Here is an 18,032-nt window from a genome sequence, read left to right as displayed (position 1 = left end):
TGCCGCGTAGCCAACCCGACCGTTATTCCGCAGCTTCCGCCTGGGAAGGCAGCCCCAGCCATTCGCGGCAGGCGGCGAGCGCGCGCGACGTTACCGCGTGCCGCTTGGCGACCGTCTTGTCCTTGCCACGCAGCCGCTTGCCTTCGATCTTCGGCGCGTCCACCGGCGGGAACAGGCCGAAATTGACGTTCATCGGCTGGAAGGAGCGCTTTCCCGGCTCATCGTCTGAAACGATATGGCCGCCGGTGATGTGGTTGAGCAAGGCGCCGAAGGCGGTGGTCAAGGGCGGCAGCGACGGCGCATGGCCAAGCCTTTCGGCGGCTGCAAAGCGCCCGGCGAGCAGGCCGATGGCGGCGCTCTCGACGTAGCCCTCGCAGCCAGTGATCTGGCCGGCAAAGCGCAGGCCGGGCCGCGACTTCAACTGCAGCGACGCGTCGAGCAGCGTCGGCGAATTGATGTAGGTGTTGCGGTGCAGGCCGCCTAGGCGGGCGAACTCGGCGTGTTCCAGCCCGGGGATGGTGCGGAATATGCGCACCTGCTCGGCGTGCTTCAGCTTGGTCTGGAAGCCGACCATGTTGTAGAGCGTACCCAGCGCGTTGTCCTGCCGGAGCTGGACGACGGCATACGCCTTTACAGACGGATTATGCGCATTGGTCAGTCCCATCGGCTTCATCGGCCCGTAGCGCAACGTCTCGACGCCGCGCTCGGCCATCACCTCAATCGGCAGGCAGCCGTCGAAATAGGGCGTGCCTTCCCATTGCTTGAATTCGGTCTTCTGGCCGTCGACCAGCGCCTGCACGAAGGCAAGGTACTGCTCCTTGTCCATCGGGCAGTTGATGTAATCCTTGCCGGTGCCGCCGGGACCGACCTTGTCGTAGCGCGACTGGAACCAGCAGATATCCATGTCGATCGTGTCGAAATGGACGATCGGCGCGATGGCATCGAAGAAGGCGAGCGCGTCGGCGCCGGTCACTTCGGCGATCGATTGGGCGAGCGAAGGCGCCGTCAGCGGGCCGGTGGCAACGATAGCCTGGTCCCACTCCGCCGACGGCAGGCCGGGCACTTCCTCGCGCCGAATGGTGATGAGCGGGTGCGCTTCGAGCTTTCTGGTGACCGCTTCGGAAAATCCGTCGCGGTCGACGGCCAGCGCTCCGCCGGCCGGCACCTGATGCGCGTCGCCGGCGCTCATGATCAGCGAACCGGCCAGCCGCATTTCGGCGTGCAGCAGGCCGACGGCATTGGTTTGCGCATCGTCGGAGCGGAAGGAGTTGGAACAGACGAGTTCGGCCAGCCCGTCGGTCTTGTGCGCGTCGGTACCGCGGACGGGACGCATTTCATGCAGGACAACTGGAACGCCGGCTTCGGCCGCCTGCCAGGCGGCTTCGGAGCCGGCGAGACCGCCGCCGATAACGTGAATGGGGTTCTTGTCCATGAGCGCCGAAATAGTCGCTTGGCGCGGGGATTGCAATTGCCACTCGGGAGAATGGCTGACGGGGGAAGCCGCCCCAAAACAACGACACCCGCCGGGGGAGGAGGTCCGGCGGGTGTCGTTTTGTTGGTCGATCCTCGGGAGGAGGTGAAGATCGACCGTATTCGTCATCGCCGGGGAGGAGGTCGGCTTTGACGAAATTCCTTTCGCCATTTGAAAGGGCGCGAAACCCTTTTTAGAAACAGCGCCCGCCGGGGGAGGAGGTCCGGCGGGCGCCGTTTTTGTGGTCAACCCTCGGGAGGAGGTGAAGGCTGACCGTATCCGTCAGAGTCGGGGAGGAGGTCGACCCTGGCGAAATTCTTGTTGTTAGATCGCCCTGCGAGCGACCATCTTGATCTCGTCGCGGACGATGCCGAGATCGTTGAGCTGGCGGTTCGACAGGCGACCCAGCTCGGTAACCGTCTCGCGGTAGACGCGCCAGTTACGATAGTTGCGGATCAGGTTCATTGTCGTTCTCTTTTCAAAACTGGTTCGGGCCATTTGCGGCCCGAAGGATTAGACCGCCTTGCGGGCGACGTAGTGAATGTCGCTGCGGCTGATGCCGAGATCGGTCAGTTCACGGGTGCTCAGGCGGCTCAGCTCGGACACGGTGTCCCTATAGCGGCGCCAGTTGCGATAGTTGCGGATCAGGTTCATGGTAGTCTCGTTTCGTCTTTCTTTCGGATCATTCCGTCTTTGTGTGCACCGTGAAAATAGGTGGGGTCATATCGATTTAAAAGCGCTATTGGTGCATGGCAGCAATGCAAATTGTGCAATGCAGCATTAGCGCGCGTCCAGTTTTCCGCCCAGATCGGAAAATGCCGTTAGGTCAAACGCTTGGCCGGACGAGCTAAAAGAACCAAGGAAAGGGGGAGGGGCATGGCGAGCTATTCGTCACGGGTCAGGTCGGATATCGCGCGATGGCAGCAGGCCGGCCTGATCGACGCGCCGACAGCCGAGGCTCTAACGCGCGACGTCGAGGCAAACGAACGCAAATCGCTGAGTTTCGGCTCGATCCTGGCGATGATGGCGGCGCTGCTGTTCGGCGCGGCTATCCTGATCTTCATCGCCGCCAACTGGGAAGTCATCCCGCGGCTGGTGCGGGTCGCGGCACTTTTTGCCGTTATCCTTGCCGGCTATGTCGGCGGCGCGGTGCTGAAGATGCGCGACCATGCGGCGATCGGCGAAGCACTGTGGATCGTCGCGGCGGCGGCATTCGGCGGATCGATCGCGCTGATCGGCCAGATGTATCATTTGTCGGGCGACGAGGCCTCGGCCTTGATCACCTGGGGCGCCGGCACGGCGCTGGCGGCGGTGGCGCTGCGCTCAAACCCGCTGACCGTCGCTGCCGTCGGCATCGCCGATGCCTGGCTGTTCCTGAGAGGGTTCGACTACTTCCGGCGCACGGAATTTCCGCATCTCTTCGTGGTCATGGCGCTAATTCTGTTCGCCGTTTCGTTCTGGACGCGCAGCCAGGCGGCGCGCCACCTGATCATCCTGTCGGTCCTTTTCTACCTCGTGCTGTTGGCCACGGAATACGACACGCTGCAAGTCGCCATCCCGCTCGTTGCCGCGTCGCTGCTGCTTTTTACCGCTGCGATCTTTGCTGCCGGGCCGATCGAGAGGGTTTTGCAACTCGGCGGCAGGTTGCCCTTGCACGCGCTGATCGGCTTTCTCACCGGCCTGGCGATGATCCAATTCGAACTGGCGGATGAAAGCAGCTACAATAGCGGCTTCGCCATTGCCTCGGCTGTTGCGCTGGCCGGCATCGTCGCGGCGATCGTGCTGGGCGGCCGCGAGAGCCGGGGACTGCGCTGGGTTGCCTATGCGGGCTTCGCCTTCGAACTCGCCATCATCTATGTGGTGATGCTGCAATCAATGCTCGACACGGCAGGCTTCTTCCTTGCGGCGGCGGTGCTGCTCGCCGTTCTTGCTTTCATTATCATCCGCATAGAAAGGCGCTTGAACGCCTCGAACATGACAGGAGCGGCGGCATGATGACCGGCAAAAGACTGATCATCTCGGCGCTGGTCCTGGCGCTCGTCCAGATCGGCTTTCTGAGCTGGATCATCGCCGGACGCGCGGCGATCCTGCGCGATGGCAAGCAGGTCCTGCTCAAGGTCGAGCCGATCGATCCGCGCGATCTCTTGCGCGGTGACTACATTCTGCTCGGCTACGACATTTCACGCATACCGGTGAAACTGATCGGCAACATTCCGGCCGGCAAGCTTTCCAGCGAGGAAACGTCGATCGTGGTCAGGTTGAAGCAGGGCGCCGATGGCTATTGGGGGCCGACCGCGGCCTGGTTCGGGCAAGCGCCGGCGCCGGCAGTATCCGATGAAGCCGATATCGTCGGACACGTCTCCGAGGGCTGGAATATCAGCCAGGGAGCAACGACGATCGCGCCGGAGTACGGCATCGAGCGCTTCTATCTGCCGGAAGGCGAGGGGATGGCGATCCAGAACGACATGCGTGTGCGGCCGTTCGGCATCCGCGTGGCGATTGCGGCCAACGGCACGGCGCAGATCAAAGCGCTGATGGATGGCGACAAGACACTATTCGAGGAGCCGCTTTACTAGATCGCGCTACGGCCTTGGCAATGATCCTCCTTCGCCAAGGCTTCGGAGGAGCTTCGAGTGGCCTGCCACCCCAAGCTCGAAGAGCGAAGGGTGGTGCGGATGAAGGGACTCGAACCCCCACGCCTTTCGGCACTGGAACCTAAATCCAGGGCGTCTACCAATTCCGCCACATCCGCATTGCCCGGCCAATCCCATGTAGCCATCATTCTGTCAATGTCAGAGCCCACATCGGCATCATTGGCCGGAATGCAAAGATGGTTGAAAATCAGCGTCGCCTGTGACAAAAGGCGTGTCGAATGTGACGGGACGCGACGATCCGCTTCTGCAGAATGTGATAAGAAGTAGGAAAAACAAAGACTTATTCACATTTTGGAGCGTATTTCTGGAGGATTTGTGCCGCGTTGAGCGGACAGATCGCCAAGTCCCGCACCAAAAGCCATTCCCGGCAAGATCATACCGGCAGGCTGTAAACGGCAGGGGCCGTTTGACGGCCTCATTGGTGGAAACAAAGGTTTTATGATGCAGGTCACCGAAACGCTCAACTCCGGTCTCAAGCGCGAGATCAAGATCACCGTGCCGGCCGGTGACATGGAAGCCAAGCTGATGGCGCGGCTCTCCGATGCCAGGAACAAGGTCCGCATCAACGGCTTCCGCCCCGGCAAGGTGCCGGTGCAGCATCTGCGCAAAGTCTACGGCAAGTCGTTCATGGCCGAAGTGGTCAACGAGATCCTCAATGATTCGACCCGTTCGATCATCACCGGGCGCGGCGAAAAGGCCGCCATGCAGCCCGAAGTGATCATGACCGAGGACGAGAAGGAAGCCGAGAAGATCCTGGCAGGCGGTGCCGATTTCGAGTTCCGTCTGAACTATGAGGTCATTCCGCCGATCGAGATCAAGGATTTCTCCGACATCAAGGTGACGCGCCAGGTGTTCGACGTGCCGGATGAAGAGATCGACGAGCAGGTCAAGCGTGTCGCTGAATCCGCCCGCACTTACGAGCCGAAGACCGGCAAGGCCGCCGAAGGCGATCGCGTGACCATCGATTATGTCGGCAAGATCGACGGCGAAGCCTTCGGCGGCGGCGCAGGCACGGATCAGCCGCTGGTGCTCGGCTCGAAGGAATTCATCCCCGGCTTCGAGGACCAGCTGGTCGGCAGCAAGGCCGGCGACGAGAAGCAGGTCACGGTTACCTTCCCGGAAAACTACCAGGGGGCGCATCTGGCCGGCAAGGAAGCCACTTTTGACGTGACGGTCAAGGAAGTGTCGAAGCCCGGCGCGCTTGAGATCAACGACGAGATGGCCAAAAATCTCGGCCTTGAATCGCTGGAGCGCCTGCGCGAGGTGGTGCGCGGTCAGATCGAGAACCAGTTCGGCTCGATAACGCGCCAGAAAGTCAAGCGGCAGTTGCTCGACCAGCTCGACGCTGCCTACTCGTTCGAGGCGCCGTCCAAGCTAGTCGAGGCCGAGTTCAACAACATCTGGAACCAGGTCAATCGCGATCTCGAAGCTGCCGGGCGGACCTTTGCCGACGAAGAGACGACGGAAGAAGAAGCGCGTGCAGAATACATGCGGCTTGCCGAGCGCCGCGTGCGTCTCGGCCTGGTTCTCGCCGAAATCGGCGAGAAGGCCGGCGTCACGGTGACGGACGAGGAATTGCAGCGCGGCCTCTTCGAGCAGGTGCGTCGCTATCCGGCCAACCAGCAGCAGGAGGCCTTCGAATTCTATCGCAACAATCCCGAAGCGCTGAACACGTTGCGCGCGCCGATGTTCGAAGAGAAGGTGGTCGACCATCTGCTCGGCCAGATTTCGGTCACCGACGTCAAGGTCAGCAAGGAAGAGCTGCTGGCCGACGAGGAGGATACGGATACAACCAAGGCCAAGCCGGCGAAGAAGGCGGCTGCGAAAAAAGCGGACACCAAGAAGGCCGACGACGACGCTGAAGAGCCGAAGAAAAAGGCCGCGCCGAAGAAGAAGACCGCCAAGGACGCTGAATAACGTCTCTGCTGAATTCCGAAAGGCCGCCTTCTCGAGGCGGCCTTTTTCGTTGTGGCACAGACGCAACGGATTTTCGCGCATCTGGCGGTCGAGGTAGCGATATGAAGCTTTGATGATTATCTGCGCTGGGTTGCTGACCGCAGCGGTTGTTGGAGGCATCGTTGAGACAGTTCTTCGGTATCGGAAGCGTGGCGGCGGCGTTCCTGCTTGCGTCGGTCTGTGGCATTGCCCAGGCTGATACGGTTCTCGACAACTGGCGGTTCGACAAGAGCAGCGATGGCCTTGTCACCGCCTCGCTTTACGCGACCAACAAGCTCATCACCGGCGGCGGCGCATTGAGCTACAGCCCGGTTTTGACGATCGCGTGCCGGACCGCCGGCGAACCGCGTTGGAGCGAATGGCTGCAGCTGAGCGACACCGTTTCCGCCAGCCGAACCATCGCCATGTCGGTGACTGTCGGCCAATCCGGCAAGCTCAACGAAAGCTGGTCGGTCGGCCCGCGCAGCAGGATGCTGGTCCGCGACGGTGCCGACGGCATCAGGCGACTGATTGCCGCGGACCGGCTGCTGCTGTCCTGGCGGTTCGGGCTGCTGTCGGGGCGCGGCAAAGCCGAGTTTGACCTCACCGGAGTTGAAGAGGCGATCGGCCGGATCGCCGCCAGCTGCAACACCAAATTGCCTTGAGCAGATTGTCCGCATTAAACCTTGGCACGGCCGAACTCTATCTGCCGGCCGGGTTCCGTGGTATGTAGGTGCCGCAACCCCAGGCAGTGGATATCCGTTCTGCCATTCAAGAGCGCATGCCAGCGGACTAAATGTCGGCCTGTGCAGGTCAGCCAGGGCAAATTGGCGATCAGGGAGGAAATGCCATGCGTGCCTTTGTGTTTTTTGTCATCATGTCCGTCGCCACCGTCATTGCCGGCCCCTCGCGGGCACAGGATGCCGCGGCGGGTGAGAAGGTCTTCGCCAAATGCAAGGTCTGCCATATCGCGGACAAGGATCAGAACAAGGTCGGCCCGTCCTTGAACGGCGTCATCGGCCGAACGGCCGGCACGCATCCAGGGTTCAGCTATTCCAAGGCCATGACCGAGGCCGGCAAGTCCGGCGTCAAATGGGATGAGGCCACGCTGACGACCTACCTTCACGATCCCAAGGCGATGGTCAAAGGAACCAAGATGGCATTCCCCGGCCTCAAGAAGGACGAGGACGTCGCCAATGTCATTGCTTATCTGAAGCAATTCTCCAAATAGCCCGGCTCTTCCGCCGGATCTTGGTATAGCAAACAGGTCGAGGCATAGCCTCGGCCGCAATCTGCCGGCAGTGTCGGTGGGGAGGGCGACTCGTTGCAAAAAAGACATTGGCCGGCTAGGCTGCCATTCCCATCGGTGGTCGTCTGAATGTCGACTGAAGAAAGCCGTCTCAAGGATACCGGCATCCGCCTCTCGGAGGCGACGGCGGGTGATTTCTTTGCGCTTTTGAAACCACGCGTCATGGCGCTCGCCGTGTTTACTGCCTTCGTCGGCCTGATGATGGCGCCCGGCGTGATGAATCCAGTTATCGCCTTAATTGCCATCGGCGCAATCGCGGTTGGAGCGGGAGCCGCCGGCGCGCTCAATATGTGGTACGACGCAGACATAGACGCCTTGATGTCTCGCACGTCCAAGCGACCAATTCCGTCCGGTCGCGTCACGCCTGGCGAAGCTCTCAGCTTCGGTCTGGTGCTTTCCGCACTGTCGGTCATGACGCTCGGCGTGCTGGTGGGGTGGCTCGCCGCATCGTTGTTGGCGTTCACCATCTTTTTCTATGTCGTTATCTACACGATGTGGCTGAAGCGCTCGACGCCACAGAATATCGTCATAGGCGGCGCGGCAGGCGCCCTTCCTCCGGTGATCGGGTGGGTTGCTGCAACCGGCGCAATCGGCATTGAAAGTCTCATCCTGTTTCTGATCATTTTCCTCTGGACGCCGCCTCATTTCTGGGCGCTGGCCCTTTTCAAGGTCGGTGACTATGCCGCGGCTGGGGTCCCGATGATGCCGAATGTGGCCGGCCAGCACTCGACCAGAAAACAAATCTTCGCCTATTCGCTGCTCTTGGCGCCAATCGGCGTGCTCCCTTGGGGCCTCGGCTTCGCGAGCGGATATTACGGCACTGCTTCAGCCGCGTTGGGTGCAGGTTTCATTTGGCAGGCCTGGAAGGTTCTCGTCGCCGACAAGGAGATGAAGCCGGCAAAGGCGCTGTTTGCGTATTCGATTGTCTATCTTTTCGCAATATTTGCAGCGTTGCTTGCCGACACCATTGTAATGCGAGTGATCGCTTCAGCCGACTATTGACCCGGCTCAAAACATCACATTGGCAGAGCACAAAATCCCAGCAACAGCAGAATAACGACGCCAAGGCCGAGTATGAGAACTGTCCTTCCGTCCATGACCTTCACCTTCGACTAGAAGAGCATATCGAAGAACGGCGTCCGTAGCTAGTCAGGCTACCCGGGACCTCTTACTCCCGGGCCTTCCTACAAAGCGCGACAAGTCCCCCGCATGAGAGTATATTGATCATGGTGCAGGTCGCGGTTTGCGTGGGCCAATCATGCGGAACGGCAGCACCGTAAAACGCGACCTTACCGGACCTGGTCTGGAGGAATGGTCATGGCAAGCTTTCACGTAATAGCAGGCGCCAGCGAGACGCTGGAACACACCAGAATTCGAAAAATCGGTGTCTCCGATCTTTTTGATGCGCTCAGGCGTGGCGTCGATGATTTCATGGTCAAGCCGTCGCACATCGTTTTTCTCTGCCTGATCTATCCGATTGCGGGTGTCGTGCTTGCTGTCTGGACGTCAGGTAACAACACGCTGCCATTGCTGTTTCCGCTTGTGTCCGGCTTTGCACTGATTGGTCCGTTCGCGGCGATCGGCCTCTATGAGATCAGCCGGCGACGGGAAGCCGGGCTCGACGCCTCGTGGAGGCACGCCTTTGAGGTCAGGAGTTCTCCTGCACTGCCGGCTATTGCAGCGGTCGGCGTCATGCTGCTTGCGATCTTTATCGCCTGGCTTTTGACGGCCCAGATATTCTACCAGACCCTGTTCGGCCCGGCGCCGCCGCAATCGCTGTCCAGCTTCATCAGTGAAATATTCGCCACGGGACGCGGCTGGACGCTCATCATCCTGGGTCACGCCATCGGCTTCGTGTTCGCCGCGGTTGTGTTGTGCACCACGGTCGTCGCATTCCCGTTGTTGCTCGACCGCGATGTCGGCGCCTACGAAGCCATCCACACCTCGGTGCGCGTTGTCCTGGCCAACCCGATCGTGATGGCCGTGTGGGGCCTTATCGTCGCCGTCGCCCTGATCGTCGGCTCGCTGCCAGTGTTCGCCGGGTTGGCAGTCGTGCTGCCGATCCTTGGTCATGCGACCTGGCATGTCTATCGGAAAGTTGTGGAATCGCCGCCGGCCACCAGACCGTGAGCTGAAAAAAACCAGCCCTGCGCGCACCGGTGAAAGTGCCGGTGCGGGCAGGGTGGGGCAGAGCTTTCAATAGGCCGGGTGGCTGAAACGGGCCTGGCGCGCGTCCTTTGTCAGGTCGCGAAAATCCCTGCCGCTCACATGCACCAGCGTCCTATGATCACCGCCCTCGAAATAGATTTCGGGAGCGTCGCCGAGGCTTTCATCGAGGACCACTGGCACATCATAGGCAGCGCCGATCGGTGGCACAGCGCCGACATCGCAATCGCCGAACAACGAGACCACCTCGTCTTCGGAGGCAAGTCCAAGAGGCTTCTCCATGACATCCTGCAATGTCGCGAGTTCTATCCTGTGCGTGCTTGGAACCACGGCGAGCGCGTAGCCACGGTCGTGGTGAACGACCACCGATTTGGCCATTATGCTGCCAGGCACATGTGCCGCAATGGCGGATTGTCTGCTTGTCGCCGTGCGGTGATGCTCGACGGTGTCGTAGGAAATTCCTTTCCTATCGATGAAGTCCTTCAGTCTGGTTGCGATGGTCATCTTGGGCGCCCCTTGCTGGTGTTCGCGACGCATGTGGAAACGCCGGCATCGCCTGTCGTTTCCGATACCAACAGAAATGGACCAGTCGTGGATTGTTTCAAGGCGAAGGCTCCAGGACCGGACGGCCCGGATCCGGATTGCATGTCAGGGCCCGGCCCCGAAAAACGCCATTCGGGTGAGAAGCGTGTAGTCCGCTTCGAAGACCATCATCGTCACGAACACCAGAACCAGTACCGGCGGCAGGATAATTGCATATGCCAGTGCCAGCCGTTCCCAGGCCATGTGCATGAAGATGGCGACGATCAGTCCTGCCTTGAGGATCATGAAGATCAGGATCAGCGACCATCTGAGATAGCCGTGGAGACCGAAATAGTCGACCAGATAGGAGCAGGTGCTGAGGATGAACAACCACGCCCAGACCACCAGATAGAGCTTGATCGGGTGCTCCTGATGAACCTCCGCCGGGGTAACGCCGGTCGTCGTCGCATCATGGGTACGGGCGCTGTCCAGTGCGTGTTGTCCCAGGCCGTTTGCGGTTGCTTCAGCCATGTCCTGCCTCTCACCAAAGATAGAAAAATGCGAAAATGAACACCCAGACCAGGTCGACGAAATGCCAGTAAAGCCCCATGATTTCGACGTTCTCGTAGCGGCCCCTTCGGCTGGTGAAGAAGCCGGGCCGTCCGACATCGTAATCCCCGCGCCAGACCTTTCGCGCCACGATGATCAGGAAGATCACCCCGATCGTCACGTGCGTGCCGTGGAAGCCGGTGATCATGAAAAAGGATGCGCCGAACTGGGCAGCGCCCCAGGGATTGCCCCAAGGCCGCACGCCCTCGGTGATCAGCTTGGTCCATTCGAAGGCCTGCATGCCGACGAAGGTCGCGCCGAGTGCTGCGGTCAAGAGCATCAGCGCTGCCGTCTTGCGGCGGTCGCGGCGGTAGCCGAAATTGACCGCCATGGCCATCGTTCCGCTGCTCGAGATCAGCACGAAGGTCATGATGGCGATAAGGATCAGTGGAATGTCGGAGCCACCGATGCGCAGGGCGAAGACCTCGCTCGGATTGGGCCACGGCACACGTGTTGATATACGCGCGGTCATGTAGGAGAGCAGGAAGCAGCCGAAGATGAACGTGTCGCTGAGCAGGAAGATCCACATCATGGCCTTGCCCCAGGACACGTTTTTGAACGCCCGCTGATCCGAGGACCAGTCGGCGGCGATGCCTTGCCAGCCTGCGGGCCGCGGCTCTGTTCGGCCGATGTGCGCCAGTGTCGTCTCTGCCATCCGCCCGTTCCTCCTAGGTCAGCAACCCTCGGCAAATGTCGATTAAAGTCGAAGCCCAGCCGGCCAGAAGCGCAAAGATGGCGAGCCAGACGAAAAGCAGGAAATGCCAGTACATGGCGCACAGCTCGACACTGAGGCGAAGCCGCTGCGGCTGCGCTCCGTTCCAGGCGCCGACGCTCGTTCTGCCCAGCCCGACCAGTCCTCCCAGTATATGCAGGCCATGCATTCCCGTTAGCAGGTAGAAGAAGCTGTTGGCCGGATTGGATGCCAGAAAATAGCCATCGGCACTCAGTTCCCGCCATGCCACAAGCTGTCCAATCAGGAAGACGAGCGCCGTGAGTCCAGCGGTGGCGAGGCCGAGCCTGACCATGTCCACTTGACCCTTGCGCGCCGCGAGCGAAGCGCACTGTATCGCGATGCTGCTCAAGACCAGTACGCCGGTGTTAAGCCAGAGCAGGGGCGGGATGGGCAGCGGCCGCCAATCCGACAGCGCCATGCGCATGAAGTAAGCACTGGTGAACAGCGCGAACAGGCAGCCGACGACGGCAAGGAAGACGCCGAGACCGATCTTTGCGGTCGGCAGCGCCGATCGGTCCAGAGCGACAAAATCCCCGGTCATACCTTGCTCGAGCCACGGCTTCGTCATTAGCCGCTGATGGGAAAGCCACCACCCGGCAATACCGGCGATCACGAGCAGGAAGACCAGGATTACGCTCATGCCGGCTCCCTGGAGGGCGCGAAGGAGCCCGGAACGTTTTGCGGTATGAAGTCCTCCTTGGCTCCCGGTACGCTGTAGTCATAGGCCCAGCGATAGACGATCGGCAGATCCTTGCCGAAATTGCCGTGGGCGGGCGGTGTTTCGGGCGTCTGCCACTCGAGCGTCGTTGCCCGCCACGGATTGCCGCCAGCCTCGCGGCCATGGCGGATGCTCCAGATGAGATTGAACAGAAACACAATCTGAGCAAAACCGACTATAAAAGCCATGATGCTGATAAACGAGTTCAGGTGGTGGGCCGATTCCGTCATGATCGTCATGTCGGTCAATTCGTTGTACCGCCGCGGCACGCCCATCAAGCCGAGATAGTGCATGGGAAAGAAGATCAGATAGGCGCCGAGGAAGGTGACCCAGAAATGGAACCGGCCCAGTGTCTCGTTCAGCATCCGGCCGGTGACCTTCGGATACCAGTGATAGATCGCGCCGAAGATTACGATGATCGGGGCAACCCCCATGACCATATGGAAATGGGCGACGACGAACATCGTGTCCGAAAGCGGAACGTCGACGACGACATTGCCAAGAAATAGCCCAGTCAACCCGCCATTGACGAAGGTGACGATGAAGGCCAAGGCAAAAAGCATCGGTATGGTGAGGTGGATGTCGCCGCGCCACAGCGTCAGCACCCAATTGTAGACCTTGATGGCTGTTGGGACGGCGATGATCAATGTCGTTGTGGCGAAGAAAAAGCCGAAATAGGGATGCATGCCACTGACATACATGTGGTGCGCCCAGACCACGAAGCTCAGCGCGCCGATGCCGACGATGGCCCAGACCATCATGCGGTAGCCGAAGATGTTCTTGCGCGCATGGGTGCTGATCAGGTCGGATACGATGCCGAAGGCCGGAAGCGCCACGATGTAGACCTCCGGATGGCCGAAGAACCAGAACAGATGCTGGAACAGGATCGGGCTGCCGCCGCCGTGCTGCAACTGTTCGCCCATCTCGACGATCGCCGGCATGAAGAAGCTGGTGCCGAGCGCCCGGTCGAGCAGCATCATCACGCAGGCGACGAACAGCGCCGGGAAGGCGAGCAGTGCCATGACGGTGGCGGTGAAAATACCCCAGACAGTAAGCGGAAGGCGCATCAGCGTCATGCCGCGCGTGCGCCCCTGCAGCACCGTCACGACATAGTTCAAGCCGCCCATGGTAAAGCCGACGATGAACAGGATCAGCGAGACAAGCATCAGGATGATGCCCCAGTCCTGGCCGCCTGGCGTACCGGTCATGATCGCCTGCGGCGGATAGAGCGTCCAGCCGGCACCCGTCGGTCCGCCGGGCGCAAAGAAGCTCGACACCAGGACCAGCACGGCGAGCAGATAGATCCAGTAGCTCAGCATGTTGACATAGGGAAAGACCATGTCGCGAGCACCAACCATCAACGGGATCAGATAGTTGCCGAAGCCGCCCAGGAAGAGTGCCGTGAGCAGGTAGATCACCATGATCATGCCGTGCATGGTGATGAACTGGTAGTAGGCTTCCGGGGTGATGAAGTCGAATGTGCCGGGGAAGCCGAGTTGCAGCCGCATCAGCCAGGATAGCACCAGCGCGACCATGCCGATCGCTGTCGCCGTCGCCGAATACTGGATGGCGATGACCTTGGCGTCCTGCGAGAAAACGTATTTCGTCCACCAGCTGTGCGGATGGTAGAGTTCCATTTCCGCGACTTCGGCCGGCGGTACCGCATCTGCAGGTGTGATATCGACCATAGGAACACCTCCGTGCCCTTCTCGGCCAGCCCGACAGTTCGGACTTGCCGCATTAACTTCAATCCCGACGGCGCGCCGTCGTTCCGGTTTCCTACTCTGCCGAGCCCATCTGCTGGGGCGCGGACAGCTGCGCAAAAGTCTGCTGCTGGCCAAGCCACGCCAGATAGTCTTCCTGAGTATCGACCATGACCACGCCATGCATCATCGGATGTCCCTGGCCGCAGAGTTCGGCACACAGGACCTGGAAGGTTCCGGTCTTGGTCGGAGTGAACCAGAAATAGGTGACCGAGCCCGGGATCATGTCCATCTTGGCGCGGAATTCCGGCACGTAGAAATCGTGCAGCACATCGATCGAGCGGAGCAGCATCTTGACCGGTTTGCCTACCGGGAGGTGCAGGTCGGCCGCTTCCACTACGACATCGTCCTGACCGTTGGCATCGGCGGCGATGACGCCGAGTGGATTTTCAGCGTTGACGTCGCGAGTGTCGGATGTGCCGAGCTTGCCGTCCTTGCCGGGGAGGCGGAAACTCCATTGCCACTGCTGGCCGACGACTTCGACCTCGGTTGCGTCGCTTGGAACGGTAACGAACCGGCTCCAGACGAACAGGCCTGGAACGAGCAAAGCGGTGACACCAACCGCGGTGACGACCGTCAGCCAGGATTCGAGCCGCCTGTTCTCAGGTTCGTATGCCGCCTGATTGCCTTCCCGATGACGGAAGCGGAAGACGCAATAGGCCATGAAAAGAACCACGGCGGCGAAGACGACACCGGTGATCCAGAAAGTTATGATGATGGTGTTGTCGATATAGTCCCAGTTCGAGGCAATCGGCGTCCACCACCATGGGCTCAGGAAGTGGAACAACACCGAGCCCACGACTATCAGAACGAGTACAAGCGCAACGGCCATGTCCCGGTTCCTCCCGGTATTCCAAGCGGCGCAAGCCGTCCCGGGAAATACCAAGTGCATCATAACTTGATTTGCGATGAAAATTCTAGAGCCGGCTGTGGGAAGGGCAAAAATACCATTTCGCGGCGCTGGCGGTCCTTCGGTTCGGCGGTGATCAGCGGCAGGCCCTCATCTATTTCCAGCTCACCCGCCCGATGCGGCCACGCGGCAAACATCGTCAGCGTGGAGTAGCCGGCAATGGCGGGCACGCCGAATGCGCCTAGCAGAACCACCGGAACGGCGATCGTCGGGGATCCCTCCACCTGCTCGACCGACAGCTCGACGAAGGGAGTGGAGCCACTTTATTGGCCGGCAGATGTCACCCGCCAAACTGTGTTGCCGACGTCGTCGGCGATGAGCAGGGCCCCGGTTTTGTCGACAGCCAGGCCGACAGGCCGGCCGCGCGCCTTGTTGTCCTTGTCCAGGAAGTCAGTCACCACGTCGGTAGCGACGCCGCTCGGACGGCCGCCGCTGAATGGTACGAAAACTACCTTGTAGCCATTGAAGCGCGTGCGGTTCCAGCTGCCATGCTCGCCAACGAAGGCGCCGCCGCGATATGCCTCGGGAAGGCTGGTTGCCGCATAGAAGGCCAGCCCCAGAGGGGCGACGTGGGAACTCAGTGCATAATCCGGAACGATCGCTTTTGCGACCAGGTCCGGACGTTGGGGCATGACGCGGGGATCGAGATGCTGGCCGTAATAGCTGTATGGCCATCCGTAGAAGCCGCCATCCTTTACCGAGGTCAGATAATCCGGCACGAGATTGGGGCCGAGCTCGTCGCGTTCATTGATCACTGCCCAGAGCGCCCCGGTCTGCGGCTCCCAGCTCAGGCCGTTTGGATTGCGCAAACCGCTGGCGAAAATGCGCGACCGGCCGGTGGCCCTGTCTACCTGCCAGATGGCGGCGCGGTTCTTCTCCGCCTCGATGCCGTTTTCGGCGACGTTGCTGTTCGAGCCGATGCCGACATAGAGCAGCGAGCCGTCGGGGCTTGCCACCAGGCTCTTCGTCCAATGGTGGTCGATCGGGCCGCCGGGCAGGGCGGTTAGCGGCGTCCCGGGCGTGGTGATCTTTGTGTCACCGGTGTTGTAGGGATAGCGGACGATGGAGTCGGTATTGGCGACGTAGAGATCGCTTCCCACCAGCGCCACGCCAAAGGGGGAGCTCAGGTGGTCGAGGAATACGCTGGTCAGCTCCGGCTTGCCATCGCCATCGGCGTCGCGCAGCAGCGTAATGCGGTTGCTTGGGCCGCTGTCGCCGCCCGAGGTGACCCAGGATTCGATCCAGCCCATCACCAAATCCTTGGGCCGTTTGATCGGTTCGCCACCCGGCGCCTTGGACTCGACCACCAGCACGTCGCCATTGGGCAGCACATAAAGCGACCGCGGATGCTGCAAGCCGTGGGCGAAAGCCTGGATCTGCAGCCCCTGCGCGACTGTCGGCTTCTCGTCGCTCTTCCATCCGACCACGGAAGCGAGATGCATCGGCGGGAAGAAATATTGGATCGGCTCCGGCAGTTTTGGATTCGGCCCTATCTGACTGCTGGGGTCCGGATCGTTGCCGCTGCACGCTGCAAGAGTGATCGCCGCAGTGCAAACTAGGACGGACACCGCGATGCGCCTGGTCTGACCGATGGAGCTTGCTATGCGCATCAATTCGCCACTCCGACGTGATGCCTGTACACCATGGACCAGCCCAGCCAACCGGTGAAGATGAGGACGAGCACGACAACCGCCGAGAGGATCAAGCCTGTAGGAACGATGGAGGTCCATGCATCGCGGGTGTGCACGAGCATGTTGATGATGGATAACGCCAGCGCCAGAAGATTGCCGAGCACGTGCGGCCAGGCGGGGGGCTGTGCCCTTATCAGCGGATTGGCCAGGAAATCGATCAGCCCCGCGATCGCTGCCAGGCAGCCCATGATCACGCCGACGGTAACCAGCCAAGCGGAGAAGTCAGCCCACATCATCTCCGCTGTTCGCCAATAGGCTAGATCCGTCAGCAGGGTGCCGACGAAGCAGGCGATCGGAAATGGCACGAGCATCGGATGAATAGGATGTCCCGCAATCCTGGCCGTCGAACGCGGATTGTCACCGACCATAATGCGTCATCCTTCCTATTCTCGTCCAAACAAACGCCGCCTGCCCGGCCTCCAGCGGCTGTTGCCGAGAGACCGGCAGACGACCGATAGATCCGTCAGGCCCAAAAAAGGGCGCTGGCTGGCTGCGCCTGTTAGGCGGCGGACTGGGTCGGCGGGTTCTGATACATCATCCAGAGCTCGATCGCCGCCAGCACGGCGACCAGAATGCCGATCACGACATGCACGGTCATCGCCGTGGTCGCCTGGAATCCAAGCACCCAGGGCGATGCGAGAACCCACAGTCCGACGACCAGGTTCACCCACTCTTCCCACACGGCAAATGCTGCGAGGGCGGCAACCGAAAGCACGACAATCAAGATTCCGCTGCCGAGGGCGTTCTGCGTCTGCGGGCCTGCCGCAAAGGTGAAGATCCAGGGGGAGAAGAACAGAATTGCCCCAAGGATCAGGTTGGCTACGTCACAGAGCCTGGCGTTTGTCCACTGGTTCATGGCATCCTCCATAAGGAGCGTTTATGGCTCCTGAGTTCGGCAAGGTGGTGCCTGAGTTCGGTGAGATGCGCCCGAAGCCGCTCACTCCGTGTCAAGGTAGTGCCCTGCCCGGCTGGAATTCCGCATCTGGCGATACTCCAGCCAAATCCAGCTATCTAACTGAATTCCGGGCTTTATGTTCCATTCGGCACCGGCACGCCTGGATCAATTGGTGGTGATCGAGCGATCCAAAGCTGCCTGTCAGGGGGCGGCGGGGCGGCGGCGCGTAGCTCATTCTGTCTTTTTATCGAGCCGGTGAAACATTTCTCGTGGATCGCAGTTCTTGGATGCAGAGGAGTTGAATAAGGGAAACCTGATTGCACGGGAGGAGCACGGACGGCACAACTATAAATACACTCTGCATAGAATACTTCGCAACGAGAAGCTCTCGCTTGTCTTGGTTGCCGCCGAAGCTTGTTTGAAAGACGGCGGTCGCCGTCGAAAAGATTTTCTAAATGAAAATAGCCCAGATCGCGCCGCTAACCGAATCCGTGCCGCCCCGAACCTACGGTGGAACCGAGCGAATTGTTTCGTATCTGACCGAAGAACTTGTCCGACAGGGCCACGAGGTGACGCTGTTCGCCAGCGCCGATTCTCGTACCTCAGCCGAGCTGGTGCCGTGTTGCGACGTCGCGCTGCGCCTGAACCCCAGGGTC

21 protein-coding genes and 1 tRNA gene are annotated in these 18,032 nt (G+C 60.6%); 8 read left to right on the top strand and 14 right to left on the bottom strand.

Annotated features, from left to right (window positions below):
• Positions 1 to 22: 22 nt before the first annotated feature.
• The 3 genes from trmFO to NKH30_RS10130 form a co-directional block, all read right to left on the bottom strand.
• Complete coding sequence (gene trmFO, locus NKH30_RS10140; protein ID WP_352614036.1) at positions 23 to 1,432, bottom strand: methylenetetrahydrofolate--tRNA-(uracil(54)-C(5))-methyltransferase (FADH(2)-oxidizing) TrmFO; 1,410 nt, start codon at positions 1,430 to 1,432, stop codon at positions 23 to 25.
• A 363-nt stretch (positions 1,433 to 1,795) separates the two neighbouring features.
• Positions 1,796 to 1,936, bottom strand: a complete 141-nt coding sequence (locus NKH30_RS10135; RefSeq protein WP_023678914.1) for a DUF1127 domain-containing protein — start codon at positions 1,934 to 1,936, stop codon at positions 1,796 to 1,798.
• 48 nt (positions 1,937 to 1,984) lie between these two features.
• Positions 1,985 to 2,125: a DUF1127 domain-containing protein gene (locus NKH30_RS10130; RefSeq protein WP_091596947.1), complete on the bottom strand. Its 141-nt coding sequence runs from the start codon at positions 2,123 to 2,125 to the stop codon at positions 1,985 to 1,987.
• Positions 2,126 to 2,347: 222 nt separating this feature from the next.
• On the opposite strand from NKH30_RS10130, the gene NKH30_RS10125 reads away from it, so the two are divergent.
• A complete protein-coding gene (locus NKH30_RS10125) occupies positions 2,348 to 3,466 on the top strand; it encodes a DUF2157 domain-containing protein (RefSeq protein WP_352470437.1) in 1,119 nt (372 codons plus the stop codon).
• On the top strand, positions 3,463 to 4,047 hold the full coding sequence (locus NKH30_RS10120; protein WP_352470438.1) for a GDYXXLXY domain-containing protein: 585 nt from the start codon (positions 3,463 to 3,465) through the stop codon (positions 4,045 to 4,047). Before NKH30_RS10125 ends, NKH30_RS10120 begins: the two co-directional genes overlap by 4 nt.
• Before the next feature lie 91 nt (positions 4,048 to 4,138).
• Here the strand turns inward: NKH30_RS10120 and NKH30_RS10115 are convergent.
• Positions 4,139 to 4,223 (bottom strand) — tRNA-Leu (locus NKH30_RS10115).
• A gap of 343 nt (positions 4,224 to 4,566) precedes the next feature.
• Between NKH30_RS10115 and tig the strand changes: the two genes are divergently transcribed.
• The 5 genes from tig to NKH30_RS10090 all read left to right on the top strand — a co-directional run bounded on the left by tig (position 4,567) and on the right by NKH30_RS10090 (position 9,499).
• On the top strand, positions 4,567 to 6,042 hold the full coding sequence (tig, locus tag NKH30_RS10110; protein WP_352771498.1) for a trigger factor: 1,476 nt from the start codon (positions 4,567 to 4,569) through the stop codon (positions 6,040 to 6,042).
• A 161-nt stretch (positions 6,043 to 6,203) separates the two neighbouring features.
• Positions 6,204 to 6,725 carry a hypothetical protein gene (locus NKH30_RS10105; protein ID WP_352470439.1) on the top strand — a complete coding sequence of 174 codons (522 nt, stop codon included), beginning with the start codon at positions 6,204 to 6,206 and terminating at the stop codon, positions 6,723 to 6,725.
• A 212-nt stretch (positions 6,726 to 6,937) separates the two neighbouring features.
• The gene (locus NKH30_RS10100) at positions 6,938 to 7,291 is read left to right on the top strand and encodes a c-type cytochrome (RefSeq protein ID WP_502893720.1); all 354 of its coding nucleotides are present in this window, start codon (positions 6,938 to 6,940) and stop codon (positions 7,289 to 7,291) included.
• Positions 7,292 to 7,438: 147 nt separating this feature from the next.
• The gene (locus NKH30_RS10095) at positions 7,439 to 8,371 is read left to right on the top strand and encodes a heme o synthase (RefSeq protein ID WP_352500859.1); all 933 of its coding nucleotides are present in this window, start codon (positions 7,439 to 7,441) and stop codon (positions 8,369 to 8,371) included.
• A gap of 315 nt (positions 8,372 to 8,686) precedes the next feature.
• Positions 8,687 to 9,499, top strand: a complete 813-nt coding sequence (locus tag NKH30_RS10090) for a DUF2189 domain-containing protein (RefSeq protein ID WP_023678906.1) — start codon at positions 8,687 to 8,689, stop codon at positions 9,497 to 9,499.
• Positions 9,500 to 9,565: 66 nt separating this feature from the next.
• Here the strand turns inward: NKH30_RS10090 and NKH30_RS10085 are convergent, their stop codons facing one another.
• The 10 genes from NKH30_RS10085 to NKH30_RS10040 all read right to left on the bottom strand — a co-directional run bounded on the left by NKH30_RS10085 (position 9,566) and on the right by NKH30_RS10040 (position 17,337).
• Positions 9,566 to 10,039, bottom strand: a complete 474-nt coding sequence (locus NKH30_RS10085; RefSeq protein ID WP_352470443.1) for an aminoacyl-tRNA deacylase — start codon at positions 10,037 to 10,039, stop codon at positions 9,566 to 9,568.
• 144 nt (positions 10,040 to 10,183) lie between these two features.
• Positions 10,184 to 10,588, bottom strand: a complete 405-nt coding sequence (locus NKH30_RS10080) for a cytochrome C oxidase subunit IV family protein (RefSeq protein WP_352470444.1) — start codon at positions 10,586 to 10,588, stop codon at positions 10,184 to 10,186.
• 10 nt (positions 10,589 to 10,598) lie between these two features.
• Positions 10,599 to 11,321, bottom strand: a complete 723-nt coding sequence (locus tag NKH30_RS10075) for a heme-copper oxidase subunit III family protein (protein WP_352995139.1) — start codon at positions 11,319 to 11,321, stop codon at positions 10,599 to 10,601.
• 13 nt (positions 11,322 to 11,334) lie between these two features.
• Entirely contained in the window at positions 11,335 to 12,039 is a 705-nt protein-coding gene (locus NKH30_RS10070; RefSeq protein ID WP_352539753.1) for a cytochrome c oxidase subunit 3, read from the bottom strand.
• Positions 12,036 to 13,805, bottom strand: a complete 1,770-nt coding sequence (gene ctaD, locus NKH30_RS10065) for a cytochrome c oxidase subunit I (protein ID WP_352470447.1) — start codon at positions 13,803 to 13,805, stop codon at positions 12,036 to 12,038. Before ctaD ends, NKH30_RS10070 begins: the two co-directional genes overlap by 4 nt.
• Positions 13,806 to 13,896: 91 nt before the next feature.
• Positions 13,897 to 14,712: a cytochrome c oxidase subunit II gene (coxB, locus tag NKH30_RS10060; RefSeq protein WP_352719181.1), complete on the bottom strand. Its 816-nt coding sequence runs from the start codon at positions 14,710 to 14,712 to the stop codon at positions 13,897 to 13,899.
• A 59-nt stretch (positions 14,713 to 14,771) separates the two neighbouring features.
• Complete coding sequence (locus tag NKH30_RS10055; RefSeq protein WP_352567649.1) at positions 14,772 to 14,960, bottom strand: hypothetical protein; 189 nt, start codon at positions 14,958 to 14,960, stop codon at positions 14,772 to 14,774.
• Positions 14,961 to 15,053: 93 nt separating this feature from the next.
• Entirely contained in the window at positions 15,054 to 16,400 is a 1,347-nt protein-coding gene (locus tag NKH30_RS10050) for a PQQ-dependent sugar dehydrogenase (RefSeq protein WP_352995135.1), read from the bottom strand.
• Entirely contained in the window at positions 16,400 to 16,849 is a 450-nt protein-coding gene (locus tag NKH30_RS10045) for a DUF2231 domain-containing protein (protein ID WP_352995132.1), read from the bottom strand. The genes NKH30_RS10050 and NKH30_RS10045 overlap by 1 nt, the downstream gene beginning before the upstream one ends.
• A gap of 131 nt (positions 16,850 to 16,980) precedes the next feature.
• Positions 16,981 to 17,337, bottom strand: a complete 357-nt coding sequence (locus tag NKH30_RS10040; protein ID WP_352451366.1) for an SPW repeat protein — start codon at positions 17,335 to 17,337, stop codon at positions 16,981 to 16,983.
• A 494-nt stretch (positions 17,338 to 17,831) separates the two neighbouring features.
• Here NKH30_RS10040 and NKH30_RS10035 point away from each other — a divergent pair.
• A partial coding sequence (locus tag NKH30_RS10035; RefSeq protein WP_352995129.1) for a glycosyltransferase occupies positions 17,832 to 18,032 on the top strand: 201 nt, incomplete at its 3' end.

Source organism: Mesorhizobium sp. M1273, assembly GCF_040318195.1.
In the GTDB taxonomy this organism is placed as follows: Bacteria; Pseudomonadota; Alphaproteobacteria; order Rhizobiales; family Rhizobiaceae; genus Mesorhizobium.
Note: the sequence above shows the minus strand (reverse complement) of the source record. Positions and strands in the feature narration are given on the sequence as shown.

Bases quoted from the DNA above. Each gene is read 5' to 3' on its own strand.
- trmFO (WP_352614036.1), bottom strand. From the start codon at position 1,432: ATGGACAAGAACCCCATTCACGTTATCGGCGGCGGTCTCGCCGGCTCC.
- NKH30_RS10135 (WP_023678914.1), bottom strand. From the start codon at position 1,936: ATGAACCTGATCCGCAACTATCGTAACTGGCGCGTCTACCGCGAGACG.
- NKH30_RS10130 (WP_091596947.1), bottom strand. From the start codon at position 2,125: ATGAACCTGATCCGCAACTATCGCAACTGGCGCCGCTATAGGGACACC.
- NKH30_RS10125 (WP_352470437.1), top strand. From the start codon at position 2,348: ATGGCGAGCTATTCGTCACGGGTCAGGTCGGATATCGCGCGATGGCAG.
- NKH30_RS10120 (WP_352470438.1), top strand. From the start codon at position 3,463: ATGATGACCGGCAAAAGACTGATCATCTCGGCGCTGGTCCTGGCGCTC.
- tig (WP_352771498.1), top strand. From the start codon at position 4,567: ATGCAGGTCACCGAAACGCTCAACTCCGGTCTCAAGCGCGAGATCAAG.
- NKH30_RS10100 (WP_502893720.1), top strand. From the start codon at position 6,938: ATGTCCGTCGCCACCGTCATTGCCGGCCCCTCGCGGGCACAGGATGCC.
- NKH30_RS10095 (WP_352500859.1), top strand. From the start codon at position 7,439: ATGTCGACTGAAGAAAGCCGTCTCAAGGATACCGGCATCCGCCTCTCG.
- NKH30_RS10090 (WP_023678906.1), top strand. From the start codon at position 8,687: ATGGCAAGCTTTCACGTAATAGCAGGCGCCAGCGAGACGCTGGAACAC.
- NKH30_RS10085 (WP_352470443.1), bottom strand. From the start codon at position 10,039: ATGACCATCGCAACCAGACTGAAGGACTTCATCGATAGGAAAGGAATT.
- NKH30_RS10080 (WP_352470444.1), bottom strand. From the start codon at position 10,588: ATGGCTGAAGCAACCGCAAACGGCCTGGGACAACACGCACTGGACAGC.
- NKH30_RS10075 (WP_352995139.1), bottom strand. From the start codon at position 11,321: ATGGCAGAGACGACACTGGCGCACATCGGCCGAACAGAGCCGCGGCCC.
- NKH30_RS10070 (WP_352539753.1), bottom strand. From the start codon at position 12,039: ATGAGCGTAATCCTGGTCTTCCTGCTCGTGATCGCCGGTATTGCCGGG.
- ctaD (WP_352470447.1), bottom strand. From the start codon at position 13,805: ATGGTCGATATCACACCTGCAGATGCGGTACCGCCGGCCGAAGTCGCG.
- coxB (WP_352719181.1), bottom strand. From the start codon at position 14,712: ATGGCCGTTGCGCTTGTACTCGTTCTGATAGTCGTGGGCTCGGTGTTG.
- NKH30_RS10050 (WP_352995135.1), bottom strand. From the start codon at position 16,400: ATGCGCATAGCAAGCTCCATCGGTCAGACCAGGCGCATCGCGGTGTCC.
- NKH30_RS10045 (WP_352995132.1), bottom strand. From the start codon at position 16,849: ATGGTCGGTGACAATCCGCGTTCGACGGCCAGGATTGCGGGACATCCT.
- NKH30_RS10040 (WP_352451366.1), bottom strand. From the start codon at position 17,337: ATGAACCAGTGGACAAACGCCAGGCTCTGTGACGTAGCCAACCTGATC.